The sequence below is a fragment of the Streptomyces sp. NPDC048192 genome (assembly GCF_043202415.1).
GTDB lineage: Bacteria > Actinomycetota > Actinomycetes > Streptomycetales > Streptomycetaceae > Streptomyces.
The window spans coordinates 409,393-435,290 of record NZ_JBIDAL010000008.1 but is presented as its reverse complement, the minus strand read 5'-3'; the positions used below and the strand labels follow the sequence as shown (position 1 = coordinate 435,290).

General features: G+C 74.1%; 20 protein-coding genes. 8 read left to right on the top strand and 12 right to left on the bottom strand.

The genetic code is table 11. The features are described from left to right. Window position 1: 1 nt before the first annotated feature. Window positions 2–739 (top strand): sirohydrochlorin chelatase, encoded by a 738-nt coding sequence (locus ACGFZN_RS19875; protein WP_393859771.1) that lies wholly within the window; start codon window positions 2–4, stop codon window positions 737–739. Between the two features lie 29 nt (window positions 740–768). Here ACGFZN_RS19875 and ACGFZN_RS19870 read toward each other — a convergent pair whose 3' ends face one another. The 3 genes from ACGFZN_RS19870 to ACGFZN_RS19860 all read right to left on the bottom strand — a co-directional run bounded on the left by ACGFZN_RS19870 (window position 769) and on the right by ACGFZN_RS19860 (window position 3,000). Next, window positions 769–1,077, bottom strand: a complete 309-nt coding sequence (locus ACGFZN_RS19870) for a hypothetical protein (RefSeq protein WP_330337176.1) — start codon at window positions 1,075–1,077, stop codon at window positions 769–771. A 652-nt stretch (window positions 1,078–1,729) separates the two neighbouring features. Then, on the bottom strand, window positions 1,730–2,365 hold the full coding sequence (locus ACGFZN_RS19865) for a DsbA family protein (protein ID WP_393859770.1): 636 nt from the start codon (window positions 2,363–2,365) through the stop codon (window positions 1,730–1,732). Between the two features lie 83 nt (window positions 2,366–2,448). Beyond that, window positions 2,449–3,000, bottom strand: coding sequence for a DUF1697 domain-containing protein (locus ACGFZN_RS19860; RefSeq protein ID WP_393859769.1), 552 nt, complete (start codon window positions 2,998–3,000; stop codon window positions 2,449–2,451). 397 nt (window positions 3,001–3,397) lie between these two features. Here ACGFZN_RS19860 and ACGFZN_RS19855 point away from each other — a divergent pair, with 397 nt between their 5' ends. After that, entirely contained in the window at window positions 3,398–5,668 is a 2,271-nt protein-coding gene (locus ACGFZN_RS19855; protein ID WP_393859768.1) for an MMPL family transporter, read from the top strand. Between the two features lie 171 nt (window positions 5,669–5,839). Continuing rightward, window positions 5,840–6,703 carry a phosphotransferase enzyme family protein gene (locus ACGFZN_RS19850; RefSeq protein WP_393859767.1) on the top strand — a complete coding sequence of 288 codons (864 nt, stop codon included), beginning with the start codon at window positions 5,840–5,842 and terminating at the stop codon, window positions 6,701–6,703. A 28-nt stretch (window positions 6,704–6,731) separates the two neighbouring features. Here ACGFZN_RS19850 and ACGFZN_RS19845 read toward each other — a convergent pair whose 3' ends face one another. Continuing rightward, window positions 6,732–7,457: a 3'-5' exonuclease gene (locus tag ACGFZN_RS19845; RefSeq protein WP_393859766.1), complete on the bottom strand. Its 726-nt coding sequence runs from the start codon at window positions 7,455–7,457 to the stop codon at window positions 6,732–6,734. 102 nt (window positions 7,458–7,559) lie between these two features. Beyond that, window positions 7,560–8,798, bottom strand: a complete 1,239-nt coding sequence (locus tag ACGFZN_RS19840; protein ID WP_393859765.1) for an SAV2148 family HEPN domain-containing protein — start codon at window positions 8,796–8,798, stop codon at window positions 7,560–7,562. 447 nt (window positions 8,799–9,245) lie between these two features. On the opposite strand from ACGFZN_RS19840, the gene glgX reads away from it, so the two are divergent. Next, window positions 9,246–11,357, top strand: a complete 2,112-nt coding sequence (glgX, locus tag ACGFZN_RS19835) for a glycogen debranching protein GlgX (protein ID WP_393859764.1) — start codon at window positions 9,246–9,248, stop codon at window positions 11,355–11,357. 154 nt (window positions 11,358–11,511) lie between these two features. Then, entirely contained in the window at window positions 11,512–13,887 is a 2,376-nt protein-coding gene (gene treY / locus ACGFZN_RS19830; protein ID WP_393859763.1) for a malto-oligosyltrehalose synthase, read from the top strand. Window positions 13,888–13,930: 43 nt separating this feature from the next. Here treY and ACGFZN_RS19825 read toward each other — a convergent pair whose 3' ends face one another. Continuing rightward, complete coding sequence (locus ACGFZN_RS19825; RefSeq protein WP_393859762.1) at window positions 13,931–14,920, bottom strand: LysR family transcriptional regulator; 990 nt, start codon at window positions 14,918–14,920, stop codon at window positions 13,931–13,933. A gap of 87 nt (window positions 14,921–15,007) precedes the next feature. On the opposite strand from ACGFZN_RS19825, the gene lpdA reads away from it, so the two are divergent. Together lpdA and ACGFZN_RS19815 are read left to right on the top strand one after the other, a co-directional pair. Beyond that, window positions 15,008–16,465 (top strand): dihydrolipoyl dehydrogenase, encoded by a 1,458-nt coding sequence (gene lpdA, locus ACGFZN_RS19820; RefSeq protein WP_393859761.1) that lies wholly within the window; start codon window positions 15,008–15,010, stop codon window positions 16,463–16,465. A 137-nt stretch (window positions 16,466–16,602) separates the two neighbouring features. After that, entirely contained in the window at window positions 16,603–17,853 is a 1,251-nt protein-coding gene (locus ACGFZN_RS19815) for a M14 family zinc carboxypeptidase (protein ID WP_393859760.1), read from the top strand. 28 nt (window positions 17,854–17,881) lie between these two features. On the opposite strand, the gene ACGFZN_RS19810 is transcribed toward ACGFZN_RS19815, so the two are convergent. Together ACGFZN_RS19810 and ACGFZN_RS19805 are read right to left on the bottom strand one after the other, a co-directional pair. Then, on the bottom strand, window positions 17,882–18,295 hold the full coding sequence (locus ACGFZN_RS19810; protein WP_393859759.1) for an SSI family serine proteinase inhibitor: 414 nt from the start codon (window positions 18,293–18,295) through the stop codon (window positions 17,882–17,884). Between the two features lie 109 nt (window positions 18,296–18,404). Continuing rightward, window positions 18,405–18,956, bottom strand: coding sequence for an FHA domain-containing protein (locus ACGFZN_RS19805; protein WP_393859758.1), 552 nt, complete (start codon window positions 18,954–18,956; stop codon window positions 18,405–18,407). A gap of 191 nt (window positions 18,957–19,147) precedes the next feature. On the opposite strand from ACGFZN_RS19805, the gene treZ reads away from it, so the two are divergent. Next, a complete protein-coding gene (gene treZ / locus ACGFZN_RS19800; protein ID WP_393859757.1) occupies window positions 19,148–20,893 on the top strand; it encodes a malto-oligosyltrehalose trehalohydrolase in 1,746 nt (581 codons plus the stop codon). Window positions 20,894–20,920: 27 nt separating this feature from the next. Here treZ and ACGFZN_RS19795 read toward each other — a convergent pair whose 3' ends face one another. From ACGFZN_RS19795 to phsA, 4 genes are all read right to left on the bottom strand, one after another. Continuing rightward, window positions 20,921–21,853 carry an aminoglycoside phosphotransferase family protein gene (locus ACGFZN_RS19795; protein ID WP_393859756.1) on the bottom strand — a complete coding sequence of 311 codons (933 nt, stop codon included), beginning with the start codon at window positions 21,851–21,853 and terminating at the stop codon, window positions 20,921–20,923. 51 nt (window positions 21,854–21,904) lie between these two features. After that, a complete protein-coding gene (locus tag ACGFZN_RS19790) occupies window positions 21,905–23,035 on the bottom strand; it encodes an aminopeptidase P family protein (protein WP_393859755.1) in 1,131 nt (376 codons plus the stop codon). A 222-nt stretch (window positions 23,036–23,257) separates the two neighbouring features. Next, window positions 23,258–23,836: a PDZ domain-containing protein gene (locus ACGFZN_RS19785; protein ID WP_393859754.1), complete on the bottom strand. Its 579-nt coding sequence runs from the start codon at window positions 23,834–23,836 to the stop codon at window positions 23,258–23,260. 152 nt (window positions 23,837–23,988) lie between these two features. Continuing rightward, window positions 23,989–25,863, bottom strand: a complete 1,875-nt coding sequence (gene phsA, locus ACGFZN_RS19780) for an O-aminophenol oxidase PhsA (protein WP_393859753.1) — start codon at window positions 25,861–25,863, stop codon at window positions 23,989–23,991. Window positions 25,864–25,898 lie beyond the last annotated feature (35 nt).

Below are 25,898 nucleotides of genomic sequence, written 5' to 3'. Positions count from 1 at the left end.
CATGAACGAGCCCGTGCTCCTCGTCATCGCCCACGGCAGCCGCGATCCGCGGCATGCCCGGACCGTGCACGCCCTGGTGGAGCGGGTGCGGTCGATGCGGCCGGGGCTGCGCGTGGAGACCGGGTTCCTGGACTTCAACGTGCCGTCCGTGCACGGGGTGCTCCAGTCGCTGGACGGCGAGGGGGTGCGGGACGTGGTGGCGCTGCCGCTGCTGCTGACCCGCGCCTTCCACGCCAAGGCCGACATCCCGGCCGTGCTGCGCCAGGCGCCGGCCCGGCTGCGGATCCGGCAGGCCGACGTGCTCGGTCCGTCGCCGCTGCTGCTGGCGGCGCTGGAGCGGCGGCTGTACGAGGCGGGGCTGACCCCCGCCGACAAGTCCTCGACCGGGGTCGTGCTGGCCTCGGCGGGGTCCACCGACCCGGAGGCGATCGCAGTGATCGCAGCAATCGCGCGGGAGTGGCGGCACACCGGTTGGTGCGCCGTGCGGCCTGCGTTCGCCTCCGCATCCCTTCCGCGCACCGAGGACGCCGTGGCCGCGCTGCGCGCCCTCGGGTGCGCGCGGGTGGCCGTCGCGCCGTACGTCCTGGCTCCCGGCTTTCTGCCGGACCGCATCGCGCGGGGCGCGGCCGGGGCGGACGTACGGGCCGACGTGCTGGGCCCGGCGCCCGAGGTGGCGCGGGTGCTGCTGGAACGCTATGACGCCGCGTGCCGCCCGGCGCTGACGGCCCTGGGCGCCTGACCGGTCCGCGGCGTCCCCGGCTCAGCGGGTCACAGATCGAGCCCGGTCAGGAGCTGCCGGGTGTAGTTGAGGCTGGCGGTACCGGCGCCCGCGGTGATGGCGACGTTCTCCAGCGCGGTGCGGATCCGGCCCCGGTTGGGCGGCAGGCCGTCCTCGGCGGACAGTGCCAGCTCCGCCTGGATGACCTCCCCGTTGCCGGCGATCCCCGGGTACTCGGCGCGCAGTGCCTCGGTGAGCCGGTCGGCGACTGCCATGAGGGTCTCGAGGTCCGGCGGGCCGTTGCGGAGGTCGATGTGACTGAAGTCGGCGGGGCCGTTCCCGAAGGTGTAGCTGCTCATGCGGTGTCCTCGCTTGTGGTCCGAAGGAGCCTTCGGCGGTGGGGGTGGCTACGGCTTCGGTGCGGGCGGCCGGGATCCGGCTGCCGAAGGCGCTGGGCGGCCGACGTTACCGGTGCCGCGGGCCGGTGCCCGGCGGCCGTCGGCCGCCGCGCACCGGGCCGGTGAGGGGTGACGCCCGCGGACGCCGCCGAGAAGGCCGAAAACCGCCACCCATCCGGGTGATCGGTGTGCGTTGACCAGGCGCCGGAGGCGGTGAGGGGCGCGCGGGGCACCGCGGTCGCGCGGCGCACGAGCAGATGGCCGGGCGCCCCGCGTGCGCTGCCGCGCCGCGCCGGCGCTCCCGGCCACCGGGCCGCTGCCCGCCCGGGGTGCCGCGCCGGCGCCGGTGGTGGTCCGCCCGTCACGCTCATCCGCCCCTCGTCCCCTTCCGGCCGTCTGCGCGCTTCACCCTAGGGACCGCGGGACGCGTTTGTCGCGAGGTTCGGCGATGGCCGGCCCTGGAGGCGGGGCGCGTGGTAGAGGGCGAGGGCCGCCGGGTCCGGCGCTCCCCTGTGACGTCGGACCCGGCGGCTCTTCGTTCTGCGCCGGTCGCGGTCCGCATGTCACACGCCCGGCGGGGACAGGGGGTGGTTATCGGCCACCCCGGATGCCGTCAGTCGAAGCGGAGGGCGCCGGTGCGGGTGCGCTTGAGCTCGAAGAGGTCGGGGTGGCGGGCCAGCACCCGGAAGCTGTCGAAGAGTTCGGCCGCCTCCTCGCCCCGCGGCACGGCCCGCAGCACGGGCCCGAACCACACCGTGCCGTCGACGTGGAGGGTCGGCGTGCCCACGTAACCGCCCGTCTCCGGCTCGGCGCCCGCCTCGTGGCTGCGGCGCACCGCGTCGTCGTACGACGGATCGTGCGCGGCGGCCGACAGCTCCGCCGGCAGCCCGAGCTCGGCCAGCGCCTCGGCGACCACCCGGTCGAAGTCCTCCATCCGGGCCTCGTGGATGCGCGTGCCGAACGCGGTGTACAGGTCGCGCAGCACCTTCTCGCCGTGCCGTTCGGCGGCGGCCACGGCGACCCGCACCGGGCCGATGGAGCGGTCCACCAGATCCCGGTACCAGCCGGGGAGTTCGTTGCCGGTGTTGTGCAGGTAGAGGCTCATCGCCCGGAAGCGGAGGTCGAGGGGGCGCAGCCGCTCGACCTCCAGCAGCCAGCGGGAGGTGATCCAGGCGAAGGGGCAGGCCGGGTCGAAGTAGAAGTCGACCCGGGTCGGTGCGGGTGCGGTGGCGGAGTCGCGGTGCGTCATAGTGGCGACGGTAGTGCCGCAGTGGCTCAACGTCCCGGTCCAATCCGGGATCGTTTCACTGGTCCAATCGCTTCACTGCGGGCTCACTGGACCGGAGCGGTCAGCTCGGCCAGTTTGAGCACGGTGTTCCAGTTCCGGCTCGTGGCGATCAGGCCCTTGGTCACCGGTCGGCGGGAGAGGGCCTCGGCGAGCTTGGAGCGGCCGAGGCCCTCGGGGGCGTACAGGTACAGGCAGCGGTCGCCGAGCCGGAACTCCTCCGGGAGATGGGCGGCGGGGTGGATCCCCGCGAACCGGTCGGGGGTGACCGGCGCGGAGAAGTAGGTGACGTGCAGCTGCTTGGGCGCGAGGTCGGCGGCCGGGAACGGGCAGGCCTCGACGACCGCCTTCAGATAGGCGTGGTCGCGCACGATCACGTCGACCGGGAAGCCGAACCGCTCCTCGATCGCCCGGCTCAGCTCCGCCGCGAGCGAGGCCTCGTCGCCGTGGCCGGCGCTGAACACGGCCTGGCCGCTCTGCAGATGGGTCCGTACACCGGTGTGGCCGAGGCCGGCCAGCAGCGAGCGGAGGTCGGCCATGGGCACCTTCTTGCTGCCGCCGACGTTGATTCCGCGCAACAGCGCCGCGTAGGTCGTCATCCGGCCAGCCTAGAGCGGCCGTCGTGCCCCGTGGGGGCGGGCACGACGGCCGGGGCCCGCGCGGGGCGGGCTGCGCGAAACTCTGGCCGATCCGGGGGCGCCGTATCAACCTCTCCACACGCCTGTGACTTGTTCAACAAGGTTTCGTAACCACAAACCGTCGCGCCGGCGGCAGATCGGACAGCCCACGTCCCACGGCCGCCGCGACCCCGAGGGTCCTCCCCGGGAAGCCCCGATAGGTGTAAGGGGCCGTGGTCCTCCCCAGTGCCGAGGCCCGGGCCGCCGACTTCACCGGGCAGCACGACGAGCCGTGCCCGGGCGGCTCATACCGTCGTACGGAGCAAGCGCAGACGTGGCGGCGTCCGGTCGCCACCGCACACGAGGGGGAAGGCCCGCAATGGGGAACAGGGATGTGCGGGTGCGGGGGCTGGCCGCCCGCGCCGGGGGCTGGAGCGCCCGGCACCGCTGGGCGGCGGTCGGCATATGGGTGCTGTTCGTCGTGCTGGCCATGGGGCTGGGCTCGGCGGCGGGCCGGGTCGACGTCGACGAGAACAACCAGCTCAAGGGCGAGACGCACACCGCCGCGCAGATCATCGACGACGCGGGCATCAAGCAGCCGGCCGGGGAGACCGTGCTGATCCAGGCCAGGTCCGGTTCGGTGACGGCGACTTCGGCCGAGTTCCGGGCCGCCGTCGCCGACGTGGTGAAGGCGGTCGAGGGCACCGGGAAGGTCACGGCCGTGACCTCGCCGTACGACACGCACACCGTCTCCCGCGACGGCCGCAGCGCGCTGGTGCAGTTCGACATGCGGGGGGACGCGAAGACGGCCGTGGACCGGGTGGAGCCGGTGCTGAACGCCGTCGCCGGGGTGCAGAAGGCGCACGGTTCGCTGCGGATCGAGGAGATCGGCGGCGCCAGCATGCAGAAGCAGTACAAGGACGCCTTCGGGAACGACTTCAAGCAGGCCGAGTACTCCGCGGTGCCGGTGGCGCTCGGCATCCTGCTGATCGCCTTCGGCGCGCTGGTGGCGGCGCTGCTGCCGGTGGCGCTCGCGATCACCGCGATCATGGCGACGATGGGCCTGATGGGCATCGTCAGCCATGTGCAGCCGATGAGCGACACCGCCAACTCCGTGATGCTGCTGGTCGGCATGGCCGTCGGCGTCGACTACTGCCTGTTCTATCTGCGCCGCGAGCGCGAGGAGCGGCAGGCCGGGCGGGACCCGGGCACGGCCCTCAGGATCGCCGCCGCCACCAGCGGGCGGGCGGTCATCGTCTCCGGTGTCACGGTGTGCGTGGCGATGGCGGGCATGCTGTTCACCGGGCTCGCCGAGTTCGAGGCGATGGGCCTGGCCTCGCTGATGGTGGTCGCGGTCGCCATGGTCGGGTCGGTGACGGTCCTGCCGGCGCTGCTGTCGCTGCTCGGCGAGCGGGTGGAGAAGGGCCGCATCCCGTTCCTGCGCCGGCGCGGCGGCAAGCGGGCCGCGGGCGAGGGCAGCCGGGTCTGGACCGCCGTGCTGCGCGCCGTGCTGGCCAGGCCGCTGGTCTCGGTCGTGGTGGCGGCCGGTGCGCTGCTGGCGGTCGCGGCGCCCGCGCTCGGCATGAAGACCCAGCAGCTCACCCTGGACCAGGAGTTCGGCACGTCGCTGCCGATCGTGCAGACGTACAACCGGATCAACGACGCCTTCCCGGGCGGCAGCGAGCCGGCCCAGGTCGTCGTCAAGGCGAAGGACATCGGCGCGCCCGAGGTGCGGCAGGCCCTGGCCGCCTTCAAGCGGCGGGCGGTCTCCTCGGGAGCCTCGCGCGGCCCGGTCGACATCCGGGTGCACGACGCGCAGAACGTCGCCGTGGTCTCGGTGCCGCTGGTCGGCGGCTCCGACATGGACCGGGCGGTCAAGAGCCTGGACAAGCTGCGCGACGAGGTGCGGCCCGCCACGCTCGGCAGGGTGGACGGCGTCGAGGCGCCGATCACCGGGCAGGTGGCCGGCAACCACGACTTCAACGACCAGCTGCTCGGCTCCGTGGTCCCGGTCTTCGCGTTCGTGATCGTCTTCGCCTTCCTGCTGATGCTGCTGTCGTTCCGCTCGCTGACCGTCGCGATCACCTCGATCGTGCTCAACCTGCTGTCGGTGGGCGCCGCGTACGGCATCCTCGTCGCGGTCTTCCAGCACGGCTGGGGCGCGTCCCTGGTGGGCGCGCACGGGGTCGGCGCGATCGTGACCTGGCTGCCGCTGTTCCTGTTCGTGATCCTGTTCGGGCTGTCGATGGACTACCACGTGTTCGTGGTGTCCCGGATCCGCGAGGCCCGGATGAGCGGCCGTACGACGAAGGACGCGATCCGGCACGGTGTGGTCACCACGGCCGGCGTCGTCACCAGCGCCGCGGTCATCATGGTCGCCGTGTTCGCGATCTTCGGCACGCTGTCGATGCAGTCCATGAAGCAGATGGGCGTGGGTCTGGCCGCGGCGGTCCTCATCGACGCGACGGTCATCCGCGGTGTGCTGCTGCCGGCCGTGATGGCCCTGCTCGGCGAGCGCAACTGGTACCTGCCGAAGTGGCTGCACCGCCTGCCCGACCTCACCCACGACGAGGGACCCAACGCGGCGGCGGGGGCGGGCGCCTCCCGGCCGACGCACGAGGAGGGTGAGCGGGAGCGGCTGCCGGTGTGAGGGTGCGCCTGCCGCGTGGGGCGGTTCGCGCCGTGCGCGGGTGCGGGGGTGTGGGGGCTGGTCGCGCCCACGCGGCGGAGCCGCATGGCGACACGGCCCCGCGCCCCCTCGGGGCGCTGTGATACCGATGGGATGGTGCACGACGTGGCGGGACGGCAGGGAGGCGGCGGGATGGACGAGGTGCGGGCGCGGGGCGTACTGGCCGCGGCGGAAGTGGTGCCGGGGCCGGTCCGGGACGCGGCGCTGCTCGCCCTCGGCGAGAACGCGGTGTTCGCCGCCGGTGACCTCGTGGTGAAGGTGGGCCGGGACGCCGAGTTGCTGGAGCGGGCCCGGCGCGAGGTGGAGATCGCCGGCTGGCTGGCCGAGGCGGGCGTGCCCGCGGTACGGCCGGCCGAGCCGAAGCCGCGGCTGGTCGAGGGCCACCCGGTGACGGTGTGGCACCGGCTGCCGGATCCGGTGCGGCCCGCCGAGCCGCGCGATCTGGCGCGGTTGCTGCGCGCGGTGCACGCACTGCCCTCTCCTCCCTTCGCCCTGCCACGCCGCGAACTGCTGGACGGCGTGGAGCGGTGGCTGCGGCTGGCGGGCGACGCGATCGACCCCGAGGACGCCGCCTACCTCCGCGCGCGCCGGGACGGGTTCGCGGCGCAGGCGGCCACGCTGACGCCCCATCTGCCGCCGGGCCCCATCCACGGCGACGCGCTGCCCCGCAATGTGCACGTCGGACCGGACGGGCCGGTCCTGGTCGACCTGGAGACCTTCTCCGCCGACCTGCGCGAACACGACCTGGTGGTCATGGCGCTCTCCCGCGACCGGTACGGGCTGCCCGCCGAGGCGTACGACTCATTCGTCGAGACGTACGGGTGGGACGTGCGGGAGTGGGAGGGCTGTGCGGTCCTGCGCGGCGCCCGGGAGACGGCGAGCTGCGCCTGGGTGGCCCAGCACGCGCCGAGCAATCCGAAGGCGCTGGCGGAGTTCCGGCGGCGGGTGGGGTCGCTGCGGGACGGGGACGAGACCGTCCGCTGGTACCCGTTCTGACGGCCGCTCCCGGGAACGGTCCTCGCCCCTACGCGGGCTGGCTCTCGGCCGGCTCGCGCAGCGGCCACGTCGCGTCCACCACCGCCTCCGCGTCCCCCTTGCTCCGCAGGAACGCCTGGAAGTCCGCCGCCCACTGCGCGTACCACTCGATCTGCCGGCGGTGGAGGTCGGCCGGCGGCAGGGACGCTATCTTCGGGTGGCGGTCGGCTATCGCGGACGCGAGCCGGGCCGCGGCCAGGGCGTCGGCCGGGGCGGTGTGGGCGGCGTCGAGGGTGATGCCGTACTCGGCGCAGACCGCTTCCAGGTTCCGTTTGCCGCGGCGGTAGCGGTCGACCCAGCGGTCGATGGTGTAGGGGTCGATGACCGGGGCCGGGGCCAGGCCGCCCAGGCGGTCGGCGAGGGACGGCAGGGCGTGCCGCCGGAGTTCGGCGGAGAGCAGGGTGAGGTCGAAGGCCGCGTTGTAGGCGACCACCGGGACGCCCGACTTCCAGTAGCCCACCAGGGTGTCGGCGATGGAGTCCGCCACCCGGTCGGCGGGGTGGCCCTCGGCCGTCGCCCGCGCGGTGCTGATGCCGTGCACCGCCACCGCGTCGGCCGGGATCTCCACGCCCGGATCGGCCAGCCATTCCCTGCGGCCCATGGGCTCACCGGCCCTGACCTCGATCACCGCGCCGGTGACGATGCGCGCCTCGCGCGGATCGGTCCCGGTCGTCTCCAGGTCGAAGCCGATCAGCAGCTCCCGGTGCCAGCCCATGGGCGGCCCCCCTTCTTGGTGGTGCGTTCCCCCAGTGGCCTCCACCCTCGCACGCGGCACTGACAATCAGAGGATCGCGTTCCGCCTGTGCGGGTGGACAGTTCAGGACACCGGGCGCGAATCCGCCCAGGTCAGCTCGAACTCCTCGCGGTATGTCGGAAAGAGCCCCGCTTCGCCCGCGTCATCCGACTTGACCAGCTTGCTGCCGTTGCGCAGCACCAGCACCGGCGACTCCATCCCGCGCGCCCCGCGCAGATAGGACTGCACCACGGCGATGCCGTCGGCGCCGTCGCCGTCCACCAGGTAGGCGGTGAAGCGCGGCGTCTCGTCGTAGACCTGGATCTCGAAGGCGCCCGGGTCGCGCAGCCGGGAACGCACCCGGCGCATGTGCAGGATGTTCATCTCGACGGACCGGCTCAGTTCGCCCCGTTTCATCCCGAGTTCGCGTTCGCGGCGTTTGACCGAGCTGGAGGCCGGGTTGAGGAAGAGCAGCCGTACCCGGCAGCCGGACTCGGCGAGTCGGACCAGGCGCCGGCCGGAGAAGTTCTGCACCAGCAGGTTGAGGCCGATCCCGATGGCGTCGAGGCGGCGGGCGCCGCCGAAGAGGTCCTCGGCGGGGAACTGGCGCATCAGCCGCACCCGGTCGGGGTGGACGGCGACCACGTCGGCGTACCGGTCGCCGACCAGGTCCTCGACCGCGTCCACGGGCAGCCGGCGCGCGGAGGGCACGTCGCCGGCGGCGCCGAGCATCTCCAGCAGCCGGGCGGAGGCCCGCTCGGCCTGGCCGAGGACCGCCTCGGACAGCGCCCGGTTGCGGGAGACGACGTTGCGGGTCACCTCCAGCTCGTCCAGGGCGAGTTCGAGGTCGCGGCGCTCGTCGAAGTACGGCTCGAAGCAGGGCCAGTGCTGCACCATCAGCTCGCGCAGCTGCGGCAGGGTGAGGAAGCTGAGCACGTTGTCGTCGGCCGGGTCGAGCAGGTAGCCCTTGCGGCGGCTGACCTCACGGACGGCGACCGCCCGCTGCACCCATTCCTGTCCGGCCGGGCCGGCCGCGGCGACCACCCAGTCGTCCCCGTGGACGGGCTCGTAGATGGGGCGCAGCACGGCGGCGACGACCGCGCGCAGCCGCTGTTCGACGAGGTTCAGCCAGATGTAGGCCCGGCCGGCCCGCTGGGCGCGGGTGCGCACCTCGCGCCAGGCGTCGGCGTCCCAGTCCAGCTCCGGCCCGATGGACCCCGCGTCCATCGGGCGCGCCAGGGACACCGCGCCGGGCGGGACGTCTGTGGAGTTCCCCTCGTGACCCTCGTCACCAGGGGGCAGCTCCAGGCCTCCCGAGCCCACCCGTGCACCGCCTTCCGCTCCCCCGGGCCTTTCCCAGTCTCAACGATCAAGGAAGGGTACTCCGCGAGCGGTGGGCGGTGCAGCCGGATGGACAGGTCGGTTTCTCAACTGTTTTCCTCAACTGCTCGGCACCCAGTGGCCGTTCGGCCGGGCGAGGTCACGCGGAGTGAGCGGATTCATAGCCGTCCGCGCCCCGCGGCTGCTGCGGCGGACCCCGGCGCGGGACGCGCACCGCCGCCCCGGCCCCGCCGGGAGCCCTCCCCCTCCTCCTGCCCCCGTCGCCCCATCGGAGTACACGTTCGCCTCACTGGTCCGGCCCACAGGGGGTACCGGAATCGCCATGTGCGCCGGTCGGTGGGTAAGAAGTCACGGAGGATCCGTCAATTCGGGGAGACTCGGGCGCCAAGGCGGCCCCGGGGCGGCGGCACACCTGGGAGAGTCGTAGCCATGCAGGTCTGGCCTGGAGAGGCGTATCCGCTCGGCGCCACCTATGACGGCGCCGGAACCAACTTCGCGGTCTTCACGGAGGCCGCGGACCGAGTAGAGCTGTGTCTGCTGCACGACGACGGCTCGGAGACGGCGGTGGAACTCCGCGAGAGCGACGCGTTCGTGCGGCACGCGTACGTGCCGGGCGTGATGCCGGGGCAGCGGTACGGGTTCCGGGTGCACGGCCCGTACGACCCCGGGCGCGGGCTGCGCTGCAACTCCGCGAAGCTGCTCCTCGACCCGTACGCGAAGGCGGTCAGCGGCTCGATCCGCTGGGGCGAGGAGGTGTACGGCTACCACTTCGGCACGCCGGACAGCCGCAACGACCTGGACTCCGCCCCGCACACCATGGCGTCGGTGGTGATCAACCCGTACTTCGACTGGGGCGACGACCGGCCGCCGCGCACCGAGTACCACCACACGGTGATCTACGAGGCGCACGTCAAGGGCCTGACCATGCGTCACCCGGGCCTGCCCGAGGAGCTGCGCGGCACGTACGCGGCGCTCGCGCACCCCGCGGTCATCGAACACCTGACCAAGCTCGGGGTGACGGCGCTGGAGCTGATGCCCGTCCACCAGTTCGTGAACGACCACCGGCTGGCCGACATGGGCCTGAGCAACTACTGGGGCTACAACACGATCGGGTTCTTCGCCCCGCACAACGCCTACGCCTCCTGGGGCGACCGCGGGCAGCAGGTGCTGGAGTTCAAGTCGGCGGTCCGGGCGCTGCACGAGGCCGGCATCGAGGTCATCCTGGACGTCGTCTACAACCACACCGCCGAGGGCAACCATCTGGGCCCGACGCTGTCCTTCAAGGGCATCGACAACCCGTCGTACTACCGGCTCATGGACGACCGGCGCTACTACATGGACACCACGGGCACCGGGAACTCGCTGCTGATGCGGTCCCCGCACGTGCTCCAGCTGATCATGGACTCGCTGCGGTACTGGGTCACCGAGATGCACGTCGACGGGTTCCGCTTCGACCTCGCGGCGACCCTCGCCCGGCAGTTCCACGAGGTGGACCGGCTGTCGTCGTTCTTCGACCTGGTGCAGCAGGACCCGGTGGTCTCGCAGGTGAAGCTGATCGCCGAGCCGTGGGACGTGGGCGAGGGCGGCTACCAGGTGGGCAATTTCCCGCCGCTGTGGACCGAGTGGAACGGCAAGTACCGGGACACGGTGCGCGACCTGTGGCGGGGCGAGCCGCGGGCGCTCGCGGAGTTCGCCTCGCGGCTGACCGGCTCCTCGGACCTCTACCAGGACGACGGCCGCCGCCCGCTCGCCTCGATCAACTTCGTCACCTGCCACGACGGCTTCACCCTGCACGACCTCGTCTCGTACAACGACAAGCACAACGCGGCCAACGGCGAGGACAACCGGGACGGCGAGAGCCACAACCGGTCCTGGAACTGCGGGGCGGAGGGCGAGACCGACGACCCCGGCGTGCTCGCGCTGCGCGCCCGGCAGATGCGGAACTTCATCGCCACACTGATGCTGTCCCAGGGCGTGCCGATGATCAGCCACGGCGACGAGTTCGCCCGCACGCAGCGCGGCAACAACAACGCGTACTGCCAGGACAACGAGCTGTCCTGGCTGCACTGGCCGGAGCCCGCGGAGGGCGACCTGCTGGAGTTCACGCGCGCCATGGTGTGGCTGCGGCGGGACCACCCGGTGCTGCGCCGGCGCCGGTTCTTCCACGGCCGCCCCGTGGAGGGCACCCACGACGACCTGTCCGACATCGCCTGGTTCACCCCCGAGGGCACCGAGATGACCCAGCGGGACTGGGACTCGGCACCGGCGTCCGCGCTGACGGTGTTCCTCAACGGCAACGCGATCTCCGAGCCGGGGCCGCGCGGGGAACGCATCACCGACGACTCCTTCCTGCTGATGTTCAACGCCTCCCCGCAGCCGCTGGACTTCCTGGTGCCGGTCAACCACGGCCGGCAGTGGCAGGTGGTGGTGGACACGGCCGGTCCGGAGGGGGTGCCGCCCGGCTCCGGGCCGAAGGTCGGGGCCGGCGACCGGCTCACCCTGCCCGACCGCAGCCTGACGGTGCTGCAACGGCCGGCGTGACCCCTGGCGGCGCGGCAGGCGGCACCGCCCGGCGGGCCGCCTGCCCGGTACGCGCGCGTGGCGGACGTTTTCGCCCGCTCGGCCGGATGGGCGAGGATGCGTCCGTTCAGGCGGCGATGACACGAAAGGCGGCGGGCTGGGTACGTAGGTTTGCATGACTTCCGCCCGACCCGGACCGGCAGTGCCCACCGCCACCTACCGGCTGCAGCTCCAGCCCGCCTTCCCGTTCGCGGCCGCCGCGGCGGCCGTACCGTACCTGGCGTCGCTCGGCGTCTCGCACCTGCACCTCTCACCCGTCCTGGAGGCCGTGCCCGGCTCACCGCACGGCTACGACGTGGTGGACCACGCGCGCGTGCGCGAGGAACTGGGCGGCGAGGAGGGCCTGCGGTCGCTGGCCCGCACCGCGCGCGAGCACGGTCTCGGCCTGGTGGCCGACATCGTGCCGAACCACATGGCCATGGCGCCCCGGCACAACCGCGCCCTGTGGGAGGTGCTGCGCGAGGGGCCCGGCTCGCCGTACGCGCGCTGGTTCGACATCGACTGGGAGGCGCAGGGCGGGCAGGTGCTGCTGCCGGTGCTCGGCGGCCCGCTCGCCTCCCAGCTGGAGCACCTCGTGGTCGACGGCGACGTGCTGCGCTACCACGAGCACGCCTTCCCGCTGCGCGCGGGCACCGCCGGCCTGCCGCTGCCGGAGCTGCTGGACGCCCAGTGGTACCGCCCGGTGTGGTGGCGGCTGGCCCGCACCGAGCTGAACTACCGGCGGTTCTTCAGCATCTCGGAGCTGATCGGGGTGCGCGTGGAGGACCCGGAGGTGTTCGAGGCCACCCACGCCAAGATCCTCCAGCTGCTGCACGAGGGCGTGCTCGACGGACTGCGCGTCGACCACCCCGACGGGCTCGCCGACCCCGACGGCTACCTCGCGCGGCTGCACGAGGCGACCGGCGGGCGCTGGACGGTGGTGGAGAAGATCCTCGCCGACGGCGAGCGGCTGCCGGCGTCCTGGCCCGTCGCGGGCACCACCGGCTACGACGCCCTGCGGCAGATCGACGGCCTGTTCACCGACCAGACCGGGGCGTACGAACTGCTGGGCCGCTACCGGGCCTTCGCGGCGCCGCAGACGGACCGGGGCGGCAACTGGGAGGCGACGGTACGGCGCGCCGCCTACAAGGTGCTCACGCACGAGCTGGCCACCGAGACCGACCGGCTCACCCGGGCGGCCACCCGGCTCTGCGCGACCTCGCCGGACCTTCAGCTGCGCGACCGGGCGCCCTGGGCGCTGCGCACGGCCGTGGAGGAGCTGCTGGTGCGGATGCGGGTGTACCGGCCGTACGCCTCCACCGACGCGGCGTCCGTCATCACCGAGGACGCCGCCGAGGAGGCCCGGCTGGCCTTCGTGGTGCCCGAGGAGGCGGACGCCGTCGGCGTGGTGCGCCGGCTGCTCGTCGAGCCGCCCGGCGATCCCTCGGCGCCGGACCACGCCGGCCGGGTGGAGTTCCGCGCCCGGTTCGCGCAGACCGCGTCGGCGCTGCGCGCCAAGTCGGTGGAGGACACGGCGTTCTACCGCTACGTGCCGCTGCTGTCGGCGACCGAGGTGGGCGGCGACCCGGGCCGGCCGGGGGTGTCGCCGGAGGACTTCCACGCGTACTGCGCGCGCGTGCAGCGCGACTGGCCCGTCACCGGCACGGTGGTCTCCACGCACGACACCAAGCGCAGCGCCGACGTGCGCGCCGCGCTGGCCGTGCTCACCGAGTGCCCCGACCGGTGGGCGGAGCTGCTGGCCGAGGTGAACCGGCCCGAGGAGGGCGTGGGCGTGCCGGACGGGCAGCTGGCCTGGGCGGCCTGGCAGACGGTGTTCGGGCTGGGCCCCGCCGAGGAGGAGCGGGTGCAGCAGGCGCTGCTGAAGCACGCGCGCGAGGCGGGCATGTACACCAGCTGGACGGAGCAGGAACCGCCGTACGAGGAGGCGGTGGCGGCGTTCGTCGCGGCCGGGCCGTGCGGGGTGCCCGGCGAGCGCGTGGCCGCGTTCCGCAAGGCGCTGGAGCCGCACATCCGGGCCAACGTGCTCGGCACCGCCCTGGTCCATCTGACGATGCCAGGGGTGCCGGACCTGTACCAGGGCACGGAGAGCGAGTACCGGGCGCTGGTGGACCCGGACAACCGGCGTCCGGTGCCGTTCCCCCCGGAGGTGCCCGGCGAGAAGGACGCGCTGACCTCGGCGGCCCTGCGGCTGCGCGCCCGGCGTCCCGGCGCGTTCGGCGAGTCCGCGTCCTACGAACCGCTGACCGCGGAGGGCCCCGCGGCCGGGCACTGCGTGGCGTTCGCGCGCTCCGGCGAGGTGGTCACAGCGGTGACCCGGCTCTCCCTCCGGCTCGCGGAGACGGGCGGCTGGCAGGACACCCGCCTCGCCCTGCCGCCGGGCCGCTGGACCGACGCCCTCACCCCGGGCCGTGAGTTCACCGGCGACACACCTCTGACGGACCTCTTCCACCGGTGGCCGGTAGCCCTCCTGGAGCGTGCCGCGGAGGAGTGAACCGGACTCACCCCAGCGGCCCCCGGGGAGGAGCGGGCGGGGCTCATCGCGGGGGCGCGGGGAGGACGGGCCCGGGCTCATCGCAGAGGCCTGGGGAGGAGTAGGCCGGGTTCACTCGCGCGGGCGTGGGCTGGTCGGCTGACGGTGCCGGCGGCGTGGGCCATGTGGTGCGCAGGAGGTTCGTGAAGGCCTCGGCGGCGCCGGTGGGCGGGACGCGGGCGTAGACGGCGAGGGGGCGCTTCCAGGCCGGGTCGGGGGTGAGGATGGCGCAGTCCTCGCCCACCGCGCCGCGCACGACGTCGGCCGACGCCACGCACACCCCGACCCCGGCGGCGGCCATGCGCACGGCCGTCGAGGTGTGCTCGGTCCACACGGCGGTCCGCGGCCGGAAGCCGGCCCTCCCGCAGGCCCAGTCGAGGAACCGCTCGCCCTGGACGACGGGTTCCAGCGCGCAGCGGACCCAGGCCCGGTCTGCGAGCTCCGGCAGCCGCACCGTCGTACGGCCGGCGAGCCGGTCGTCGAACGGGACCACCAGGACCAGCTCCTCGTCCCCGACCGGGACGACGGTGCCGGGCGGGTCGGCGGGCACGGGTCCGAAGGCGAGGTCGGCGGTGCCGCGCTGCACGGCCTCCTCCAGGGCCTCGGCGGTGGCGTACTCGTGCAGCCGCAGCAGGACCCGGGGACGGGCGGCGCGCCAGCGGGCGAAGACGTCGGGCAGGACGCCGACGGCGAGGGAGTGCAGGGTGGCGACGTGCAGTTCGCCGCCCTCGGCGCCGGCCGTGGCGCGGGCCGCCCGCCGGGCCTGCGCCGCGCTGCGCACGGCGAGTTCGGCGTGCGGCAGGAAGGCGCGCCCCATCGGGGTGAGGCGCACACCGCGCGCCATGCGCTCCAGCAGGGCGCCGCCGACCGACTTCTCCAGCGCCTTGATCTGGTGCGAGAGCGCGGGCTGCGTGACGTGCAGGACGTCCGCCGCCCGGGTGAACGACGCCTCCTGGACGACCGTCACGAAGTACTCCATCTGCCGCAGGCTCAATTCCCCGCCCTCTCATGAGGATCCTGCATGGCTTCCACAAGAACATTGCCTTGGACTCATGGCAAGGGAGGGGCGCAGGGTGGTGTCATGACCCTCACCACAGCGGATGTCCTCGTCATCGGCGGCGGCACCGGCGGGTACAGCACCGCCCTGCGCGCCGCCGCCCTCGGCCTCGACGTCGTCCTCGTCGAACGCGACAAGGTCGGCGGCACCTGTCTGCACCGCGGCTGCATCCCGAGCAAGGCGATGCTGCACGCCGCCGAACTGGTCGACGGCATCGCCGAGGCGCGCGAGCGGTGGGGCGTGAAGGCCACGCTGGACTCGGTCGACTGGGCGGCGCTGGTGGCCACCCGGGACGACATCGTGGCGCGCAACCACAAGGGCGTCGAGGCGCATCTCGCACACGCCGGTGTGCGGGTGGTCCGGGGCAGCGCCCGGCTGACGGGGCCGCGGACGGTGCGCGTGGAGGAGGTCCCGGTGGATGTCGCGCCCGGCGTGCGGCCGCGGTCCGCGCCCGGCGTGCGGGATCTGACCGCCCGCCGCGGGATCGTGCTCGCCACCGGCTCGCGCCCGCGCACGCTCCCCGGCCTCACGCCCGACGGGCGGCGCGTGGTGACCAGCGACGACGCCCTGTTCGCGCCGGGGCTGCCGGCGTCCGTGCTGGTGCTGGGCGGCGGCGCGATCGGTGTGGAGTACGCGTCCTTCCACCGGTCGATGGGCGCCGAGGTCACCCTGGTCGAGGCCGCCGACCGGATCGTTCCGCTGGAGGACGCCGATGTGAGCCGGCATCTGACGCGCGGCCTGAAGAAGCGCGGGATCGATGTGCGGGCGGGCGCCCGGCTGCTGGACGCGGAGGTGCTGGCGGACGGCGTACGCGCGCGGGTGCGCACCGCGCGGGGAGAGGTGCGCACCGTGGAGGCGGAGCGGCTGCTGGTGGCCGTCGGCCGGGCGCCGGTCACCGAGGGCCTGGACCTGGCCGCGGCCGGCCTCACGGCGGACGCCCGGGGGTTCGTCGCACCGGCGGACTGGGACCGGCTGGAGACGGCCGTGCCGGGCGTCCACGTCGTCGGGGACCTGCTGCCGCCGCCGTCACTCGGGCTCGCCCACGCCTCGTTCGCGGAAGGGCTGCTGGTCGCCGAGACGCTGGCCGGGGCGGCGCCGGCCCCGGTGGACTACGCGGCCGTGCCCCGGGTGACGTACTCCGCGCCGCAGACCGCCTCGGTGGGGCTGAGCGAGACGGAGGCACGCGCGCGGGGACGCGAGGTCGAGGTGAACACGATGCCGCTGACCGCCGTGGCCAAGGGCATGGTGCACGGTCGGGGCGGCATGGTGAAGGTCGTCGCCGAGGCCGGCGGCGGCCGGGTGCTCGGTGTCCACCTGGTCGGCCCGCACGTGTCGGAGATGATCGCCGAGAGCCAGCTGATCGTCGGCTGGGACGCCGAACCCTCGGACGTGGCCCGGCACGTGCACGCGCACCCCACGCTGTCGGAGGCGGTGGGTGAGGTGTTCCTGACGCTCGCGGGCCGCGGCCTGCACCAGCAGTGACCGCACGGCACGCATCGCCCGCACCGCGCCCCGGGCCTTGTGCCCGAGCGCTCCCGGGAGCCTCCCTTCCGCATGCTTGACAGTTCACCTTGGGCGTGCGGGACTGGGAGGGCGAAGCCGGGCGGAACAAGTCGGGGGTGAGTCTTCTGCCGGAGCTGCGCTACCCCACCGTTCCCGAACTGGTCGCCTCCGCTCAGGCGTTGGCCGCTCAGGAACCCGGGCTGTGCTCGCTCAGGCAGGTCGGCGTGTCCCGCGCGGGAAGACCCCTGCACCTGCTCTCGGTGGGTCATGCCCGGCGGGCGGTGCTGGTGGTCGCCGGCGCGCACGCCAACGAGCCGGCCGGCGGCTCCACCCTGCGGGTGCTGGCCGAACGCGTCCTGGCCGAGCGCGAGTTGCGCGCCGACACCTCCTGGCACTTCCTGCTCTGCGCGGACCCGGACGGCGCGAGCCTGCATGTCACACCGGCGCCGCGCAGCCTGCTCGACTACCACCTCGGCTTCTACCGGCCGACGGGCGCCGAGCAGCCGGAGTGGTCGCCGTCCGTGCTGCCGCCCGACCGGCTGCCGCCCGAGACCCGGACGCTGACCGGGGTGATCGACGAACTGCGGCCCTACCTCCAGGTCACCCTGCACGGCACCGATCTCGGCGGCAGCTGGGTGCAGCTGACCCGGGACGTGCCCGGGCTCGCCGAGCCGTTCGCCAAGTCGGCCGCGCAGCTGCACATCCCGGTGGAGACGGGCGCCTCCGACGCCGCCGGCTGGCCGTCCTCCGCCCCCGGGGTGCATGTCATGCCCGGCCCGGAGACGGGCGCCGCGTACCCGAGCATGCCGGACGACGCACGGCACAGCACTTGGTACCACGCGCACCGGTACGGCGGTCTGACGGCCGTGGTGGAGGTGCCGATGTGGGCCAGCGACCTGGTCGACGACCCGGCGCCGCACCCGGCGCCGGCGGCGGCGATACGGCGTCTGGCGAAGCGGCTGCTGCGGGACGGGATGGAGGTGGAGCGGATCCTCGCCGAGGCACTGCCCCGCCTCGACGGCGTGGACGGCCCGCTGCTGCGGGCGGCGCGCTGGGCGCTGGAGCTGGTCCCCGGGCTCGCCGAGGACTGGATCCACACACCGCCGGCCGGGACGACGATGGCGTACGTCGGCAGTGTGGACGCCTTCGGACGGCGGCTGCCGCTGCGCGCGGCGGCGATGCTGCTGCGGGTGCTGCGGGAGGCGGACGACCGGGCGGCGCCCCGGCTGGAACAGCTCGTGGCGAACTGGTGCGACGCCTTCGCGGAGCGCTTCCGGGCCCGCTGGGTGCCGCTGGAGCACCAGGTGGAGCACCAGTCCCGGACGGTCCTGGTGGCGGCCCAGCAGGCCCGCGAGCGGGCGGTGTGAGCGGCGCCGGGCCGGCAGCCGGCAGCCGTCAGTCGTCCAGCTCGAACACCGCTCCCGTGCGTGCCTCCATGGTGCACGTGTTGGCGTAGGTCTCCTGGAAGTCGACCGGCCGGCCGTTCCAGCGGCCGTAGGCGCGGGCGGTCACCGGGGCGTAGATCATCGGACAGAAGACCCTCCTGGCCGGGATGCGGCCGATGTCCCCGTCGGCGGCGGCGAGTTCGGCGCAGGCCTCTTCGGAGTGGGCGTCGCGCCGGGGCGGTCCGCACAGCAGCAGGGCGTCGCGGGTGGCGCCCGTGCCCGCTTCGCCGCGGGTGACGGTGAGGTGGAGCCAGTTGCCGTGTCCGTGGGCGCGGGTGGCCGCTGCGGCCGGGCCGGCGGCGAGGAGCCCGGCGGCCGCCAGCAGGGCGCCGCCCGTCGCTGCCGCTCTGGTGATGTAGGTCACGCCCCCTTGCATCGGCACGCCGGCCGGTGTTCCGCAGTGGGGCTCACCCGATCGGGACGGCACGCGCGCGTGCGGGAGCGCCTGTTCGAACGGGATCGGCCGGTGCCGGTCAGCTCGCGGCGAGCCGGTAGGCCACCCGGCCGAAGGCGACCTGGTCGCCCTCGCGGACCACGACCGAGCCGATCACCCGGCGGCCGTTGACGGTGGTGCCGTTGGTGGAGCCGAGGTCCCTGAGGACCCACACGCCGCCCTGCCGGCGCAGCTCCGCGTGCACGCGGGAGACCGTCTCGTGGTTCAGGCGCAGCCCGTTGGCCGGATCCCGGCCGATGCGCAGGGGATGGGTGTGAGCGGGGTGCGGCAGCTGCAGCTTGGGCAGCCGCTCCGCCTGCCAGGCCCGGCGCAGCCGTACGGTGAACCCGGAGACGGCCTCGACGGTGCCGAGGACCGCGCGGGACAGACGGTTCTCGCGGGGCAGGTCGGCGACGAGGGCGGCCAGTTCGTCGGCGCGGCGGGCGGCCAGCGCCAGTTCCATGCGGCGCACGAACGTGTCGTGGGAGAGCCTGCCCATGGCGACGCCGTCCCGCAGCACCCGCAGCGCCTTGTCACGTTCCGCGTCGGACAGCCGCGCCGGATACGTGGAGAACTCGAAGGACGACGTCACCCTGGTGATTGTCGGGCAGTGGACCCCGGGTGTCCAGAAGACGGGGAATCGGCGGCGGTCCGCGGGTACTTCCACGACACCCGGCGGGAAAGGACGGATTCGACGCCTGATTGATCGTTCCGGCGGGCACGATGGGGACGCGGGACATCACGGTGAGCAGGCGAGAGATCACAGACGAAGGGGAACCGTCCGTGCAGTTCGAGGTGTGGGCACCGCAGGCAGACCGAGTGACGCTCCATTGCGAGGGCGCCACGCGCGCGTTGGCGCGCGATCCCGAGCGCGCCGGCTGGTGGACGGGGGAGGCGCAGGCCGCGGAGGGCGCCCGGTACGGCTTCGCCCTGGACGACGGTCCCGTGCTGCCCGACCCGCGCTCGCGCCGCCAGCCGGACGGCCCGGACGGGCTGAGCGCGGTGCTGGACCACGGGCGGTACGCGTGGCGGGTGCCGTGGGCGGGGCGCGGGCTGCCGGGCGCGGTGCTGTACGAGCTGCACGTGGGCACGTACACGCCCGAGGGCACGTTGGACGCCGCCGCGGCCCGCCTGGAGCATCTTGCGGAACTGGGCGTGACGCACGTGGAGTTGATGCCGCTGTGCCCGTTCCCCGGGCGGCACGGCTGGGGGTACGAGGGGGTGTCGCTGTGGGCGGTGCACGAGCCGTACGGCGGCCCCGAGGCGCTGAAGCGTTTCGTCGACCGGGCGCACGAACTGGGGCTCGGGGTCGTCCTGGACGTCGTCCACAATCATCTGGGGCCTTCCGGCAACTATCTGCCGCGGTTCGGGCCGTACTTCACCGACACCCACACCACGCCCTGGGGCTCGGCGGTGAACCTGGACGCGCCCGGCTCGGACGAGGTGCGCGCGTTCCTCGTCGGCAGCGCGCTGGCGTGGCTGCGGGACTACCGGATCGACGGCCTGCGCCTGGACGCGGTGCACGCGCTGTACGACACGCGCGCGGTGCACTACCTGGAGGAGCTGTCCGCGGCGGTGGACGGCCTCGCCGGGGAGCTGGGCCGCCCGCTGTTCCTGATCGCCGAGTCGGACCTGAACAACCCCCGGTTCATCACCCCGCGCCCGGAGTTCGGCCTCGGGCTGCACGCGCAGTGGAACGACGACTTCCACCACGCCCTGCACACCGCGCTGACGGGCGAGTCGCAGGGCTACTACGCCGACTTCGCGCGGGCGCCGTTCGCCGCGCTCGCCAAGACCCTGACCGGCGGCTACTTCCACGACGGCACCTACTCCAGCTTCCGCGGGCGGCACCACGGCCGGCCGCTGGACCGCGCACGGGTGGCCGGGCACCGGCTGGTCGGCTACAGCCAGACCCACGACCAGGTCGGCAACCGCGCCCAGGGCGACCGGCTCTCCGCCCTCCTCTCCCCCGGCCTGCTGGCCTGCGCGGCCGCGCTCACGCTGACCTCGCCGTTCACGCCGATGCTGTTCATGGGCGAGGAGTGGGCGGCGGGCACGCCCTGGCAGTTCTTCACCGACCACACCGATCCCGAGCTGGCCCAGGCGGTACGGCGGGGGCGGCGGCGGGAGTTCGCGGCGCACGGCTGGGCCGAGGAGGAGGTACCGGACCCGCAGGACCCGGCGACCCGCGAGCGGTCCTGCCTGGACTGGTCGGAGCCGGAGCGCGAGCCGCACGCGCGCGTGCTGGACTGGTACCGCAGGCTGATCGCGCTGCGCCGCGAGCAGCCGGACCTCACCGACCCGGACCTGGCCGACACCAAGGTGGCGTACGACGAGAGCGCCCGCTGGCTGGCCTTCCGGCGCGGTGACGTGTGCGTGGCGGTGAACCTGGGCAAGGAGCCGGCGTCCATCCCGCTCGGCACCCGTCCCGCGTCGGTGCTGGCGGCGTGGGAGCCGGTGGCGGCGCCGGACGACAGCGGCCTGCTCCAGGTGCCCGCGGCGTCCTGCGTGGTGCTCGCGCAGCCCTGAGGCCGCGCGGGCCCCGGCCCCGGCGGGCTACGGCTCGGTCCCGTCCTCCTTGAAGTCGGACAGCCGCTCCAGCAGGATCGGCTCCCACGCCCGCCGCAGCTGGGTCCGCAGCAGGACCGGGGAGCCGCCCGCGCGCCCTTCGAGGTGGTCGGCGAGGCGGATGACGGCGTCGCAGCGGGCCAGCCACAGGCCGCGCAGGCAGGGGCGGGCGCCGTAGCCGGCGAGGGTGGCGGCGCGGACGGCCGCGGGCGAGCCGACGGCGACGGCCAGCCCGGCGATGTCCTCGGCGGGGTCGCCGAGGGCCGCCTGGGTCCACTCGAGGACGCCGCGCACCCGCCCGTCGACGCTGACCACCACGTGCTCGCCGGTCAGGCCGTGGTGGGTGAGGACGGCGGTGCCGGGCTGCGCGGCGAGCTGAGCCGCGCCCGCCGGGGGCAGCTGGAGCAGCCGGGCGGCGTCGAACTCGTCGGCGGCGGCGAGCCGTTCGGCCGCGTGCACGGCCATGCGGCGCAGCGCCTCAAGGGAGCGCGGCGCGGTGCGCGGCACGCCGAGCGCCTCCGCCTGCCGTGCGGGCACCGCGCGCAGCCCCTGCAGCAGCCCGGCGAGGTCTGCCTCGCCGACGGCGGAGACCTCGTGCTCGTCGGCCGTACCGCCGGGCACCTTGGCGTCGAGGGTGCAGGCGAGCCCGGGCGCCCATTCGCCGTGGGCGACGCTGGCGGGGACGGTGACGGGGACGTGCGGGCGGACCAGGTCGCGCAGCCGCAGCTCCCGGCGGCGCGCCACCGAGGCCTCGCGGTCGGGCGCGAGGCGCAGCACGTGGCGGGTGCCGACCCACCAGGTGTACGCGCGGTCCTCGGTCACGGGCCGCACGTCCGGTCCCTTGCTGTCGTCGCCCTCCTTGAGCAGCGAGCGGACCAGTCTGCGGACGCTGTCCGCGGTGGGTGTCGGTGCCTGGGTCATGGATTCGCGGGTCGCCGTTCCGGGTGTCGTCGAGGGTGTCTCCTGGGCCTCTCAGTCCACTATGACCATCTCACGGGTGGTGTTGTTCAGACGGCGGACGCCGTCCTCGGTCACCGTGACGATGTCCTCGATGCGCACCCCGAAGCGGCCCGGGAGATAGATGCCGGGCTCGACGGAGAAGCACATGCCGGGCACGAGGGGCTGCTCCTCGCCCTCGATCATGTACGGCGGTTCGTGCGTGGTGACGCCGATGCCGTGCCCGGTGCGGTGGATGAAGTACTCGCCGTACCCGGCGTCGGTGATCACCGCGCGGGCGGCGCGGTCCACGTCCTGGCAGGCGGCCCCGGGCCGTACGGCCTGGCAGCCCTGCTCCTGGGCCTCGCGGACGATGTCGTGCACCCGGCGCTCCTCCTCGCCGGGCTCGCCCACGTGCACCGTGCGGGTGGTGTCGGAACCGTAGCCGTCCATCAGGCCGCCGAAGTCCAGGACGACCATGTCGCCGCGCCGGATGACCCGGTCGCCGACCTCGTGGTGCGGGTTGGCTCCGTTGGGGCCGGAGCCGACGATGGTGAAGTCGACCTGCTCGTGGCCGAAGCGGCGCAGCAGGCCGGCGAGGTCGTCGCCGACGTCGGACTCGCGGCGGCCGGCGAAGGGAACCTTGCGGATCTCCTCGAACGCCGCGTCGGCGGCCGCTCCGGCGGCTGCGAGGAGTTCCAGTTCCGCGGCGTCCTTGACGGCGCGCAGCATCGGGAGGGCGTCGGTGAGAGCGGCGTAGGAGGTGTCCGGCAGGGCCCGCTGGAGGCCCAGCAGGTGCAGGGCCCAGGTGTTGTCGCTGATGCCGAAGCGGCCGCGGCCGTCGAGAAGGCCGGCGGTGACGGCGTAGGGGTCCGTGCCGTCGGTCCAGTCGCGCAGGGTGAGCGCGGACGCGCCGACGGCGTGCTCGGCGTCCGGCGCCTCCAGGGTCGGCACGACGAGCACCGGGTCCTGGCCGGGCGTGAGCACGAGCAGGGTGAGCCGTTCGGTGACGGCGGTGGGCGTGTAGCCGGTGAGCCAGACCAGGTCGGGCCCCGGTGCCACGAGCAGCCCCGCGAGGCCGGCGTCGGCCGCGGAGCGCGCGGCGCGCTCCATACGGGCCCTGTAGTCGGCGGCGGTGAACCGCGCGGGCGTGCTACCGGTCGTCATCCGGGCCTCCGGGTGCGGGTGGGAAACGGGCGACGGCATCTCGGGCAGCATCCTGCCCGGCCGGACAGGGTCGCGCGAGCCGGTCGCCGCTGCTCCCCGCGTGGCGCGGTCGGCTCGGGAAGGACTCGGCATGGGGCCATCATGGCGCGTGGGGCCCACGGTGACCAGCGGGTTTCGCGGGGTGCCCGAGGGCGTGTGGGGCGGCGGCCGGCGCCGGCCCGCTCAGGTCACCACGCCCGGCGCGACCGTCAACTGCTGGTAGCCCCCGCTGCTGTGACGCACGGTGAGGAGCACCTGCCGGCCGGGCCGGGCCCCGGCGACGGCGCGCGCGAGGTCGGCGGCGCTGTCGACGCGGGCGGAGCCGAACTGCAGCACCACGTCGCCGCGGACCAGGCCCGCCGTATAGCCGGGTCCGGGCACGTGCACGCCCACGACCAGCGCGCCCGCCTTCTCGGCGTCGACCACCTCGACGCCCAGGGTGGCCCCGGGAGCGGCCGCCGGGGCGTGGCTCGGGCCGGCGGCGGGGTCGGTGGGCGCGGCCCGGGCCGGCGGTGCGACGGGCGGGGCCTGGTGCCGCAGCTCGGCGAGCCTGCTCAGGCCGATCACCGTGGCGCCGACCGTGCCGATGCCGACGCCGGTCAGCACCAGCAGGGTGCCGGCGAACACGCCGAGCAGCAGCGCCCGCAGCCGCCGCGCGCGGCGCGGCACGGCGTGCGGGCGGTGCGGCGCACCGGGCGCGGTGCCGCTCTCCCGCGGGTCCTGCCCGGGCATCGCCTTGGGACGCAACGCTGTGTATTCCATGGTTCGCTCGCCTCCGGCTGATGCTCTACCCGGGGCGCCGGCCCGCGACGAGACACGAACGAGTGAGACTGGCCGAAGGCCGACGGAGGGTAGTCATGGCGGGGCGGGTTCCCGGCAGGCGTGCCGGACGGCCTGCCGGGGTTCCGTGGGTGTCAGCCGGTGTGCCCCTCCCCGTGGCCGCCGTGGGCGGCGCCGTGGTCGAACTTCATCGCCTCGGCCGGCATGACGACGAAGGGCCGCATCATGCCCATGTCCTCGTGCTCCAGCAGATGGCAGTGGTACATGAACCGGCCGTACGCCCCGTCGAAGCGGCCCATGACCCGCAGCATCTGGCCGCCCGGCACCCGGAAGACGTCCTTGTTGCCGCGCTCGTTGGGGGCCAGCGGGATCGGCCGCCCGGCGTCGTACCGGATCGGCGTGCGGGTGCCGCCGGCGGCGGGGTCGAAGCCGGAGACGTCGTAGGCGTCCCGGCCGAGCAGCTGGAAGTCGGCCAGATGGATGTGCATGGGGTGCACGATGGGCGCGAGGTTGAGGAAGCTCCACTGCTCGTAGCCCCCCTCGGCGATGGTGAAGCCGAGGCCGTCGTTGAACGTCCGGGAGGTCCGCCGGTATGTCTTCGTGGTGCCGTCGGGCCCTGTGACCTGCACGATGCCGTCGGCCGGCAGCCGCAGTCCGGCCGGGTCCCCGACCTCGGTCAGCTCCCAGATCTCCGGGTGGCCGCCCGCGCCCTTGGTGGCGGGCGGCGTGAGCAGGACCAGGCGGTGGCCGTGCGGGAGGTCGTGGGTCAGGCGGCGGAAGGAGCCGGAGAGCACCTCGGGCAGCTCGAAGGGGTCCTCCTCGCAGGCTTCGCGGACCCGGAACTCCAGGACGTCCGGGTAGCGCACGTCACCGGCCGGGTCGGGCACCCCGGCGGGCTCGTTGGGGCCCTTGTCGACCAGCCGCAGCCTCCGGCCCGCCAGCGCCCGGAAGTCGACCAGCAGGTCGAACCGCTCGGCCGGTGCGGCGGTCAGCGTGGGCAGCTCCCCGTCGAAGTCGATCGGCACCGGGCGGGGCAGCAGCCCGCCGTCGCTGCCGATCTGGTGCACGGCGCCCGGCACCGGCTCGCCGTCCTCGTCGATCAGCACCAGCTCGAAGATGCGCGCGTTGGAGGCGTTGACCAGCCGGAAGCGGTACCAGGCGGCGTCCACCTCGGCGTACGGCCAGATGCGGCCGTTGACCGTGGTGTAGGGGCCGGTGAAGGGCAGCGAGACCGGCTTTCCGGTCTCCGGGTTGCTCTGCTGGACGATCACCGTCTTGTGCAGCAGCCGTCCGTTGAGGCGGCCGTCCTCGTCGGTGTCCAGGTTGCGGTCGGCGAGGAGCAGCGGTATCTCCCGCTCGCCGGACGGCAGCCGCAGGGCGTCCTCCTCGTCGTCCCGGACGAGGTAGGTGCCGTACAGGCCCGTCATCACGTTCCACCGCGTGATGTTCATGGCGTGGTCGTGGTACCACCACTGCACCGCCTGGTGGTCGTTCGGGTACTCCGACAGCTGGGCGTCGCCGTGTCCGACGGCGTTGTCCGCCCAGCCGTCGTTGCCGCCGCCGGTCTGGGCGCCGTGCAGGTGCGTCACCGTCCAGGCGGGCAGTGCGGCGACGTCCTTGTCCGGCTCGACGCCCTCGCGGCCCGGCTCGGTGGAGGCGGGCGGGACGCCGGGCGCGCGGGCGGGCACCTCGACGGAGGTGACCGGGTACTCGGCGTCCTTCGGTATGCGGTTGGTCCAGGCGATGCGGACACGCTGTCCGCGCCGCACCTCGATGGTCGGGCCCGGCACGTGGCCGTCGTACCCCCACATCAGGGTCGGCGGCAGCTGCGGGTGCAGGCGCACCCAGGTCGGGCGGATGGCGATCTCGGTCTCGCGCAGGACGTCGCCCGCGGCGGGACGCAGGACGGGCGGGACGGTCAACGGCGCCAGATACGGCGTCAGTTCGCCCGCCGGCGCCGGCTGCTGCCCCGTGGTCGCCCCGGTGAGCCTGTCGATGGTCTCGGTCAAGGCCGAACACCCCCGTGTGTTCTCGGTCTTGTTGT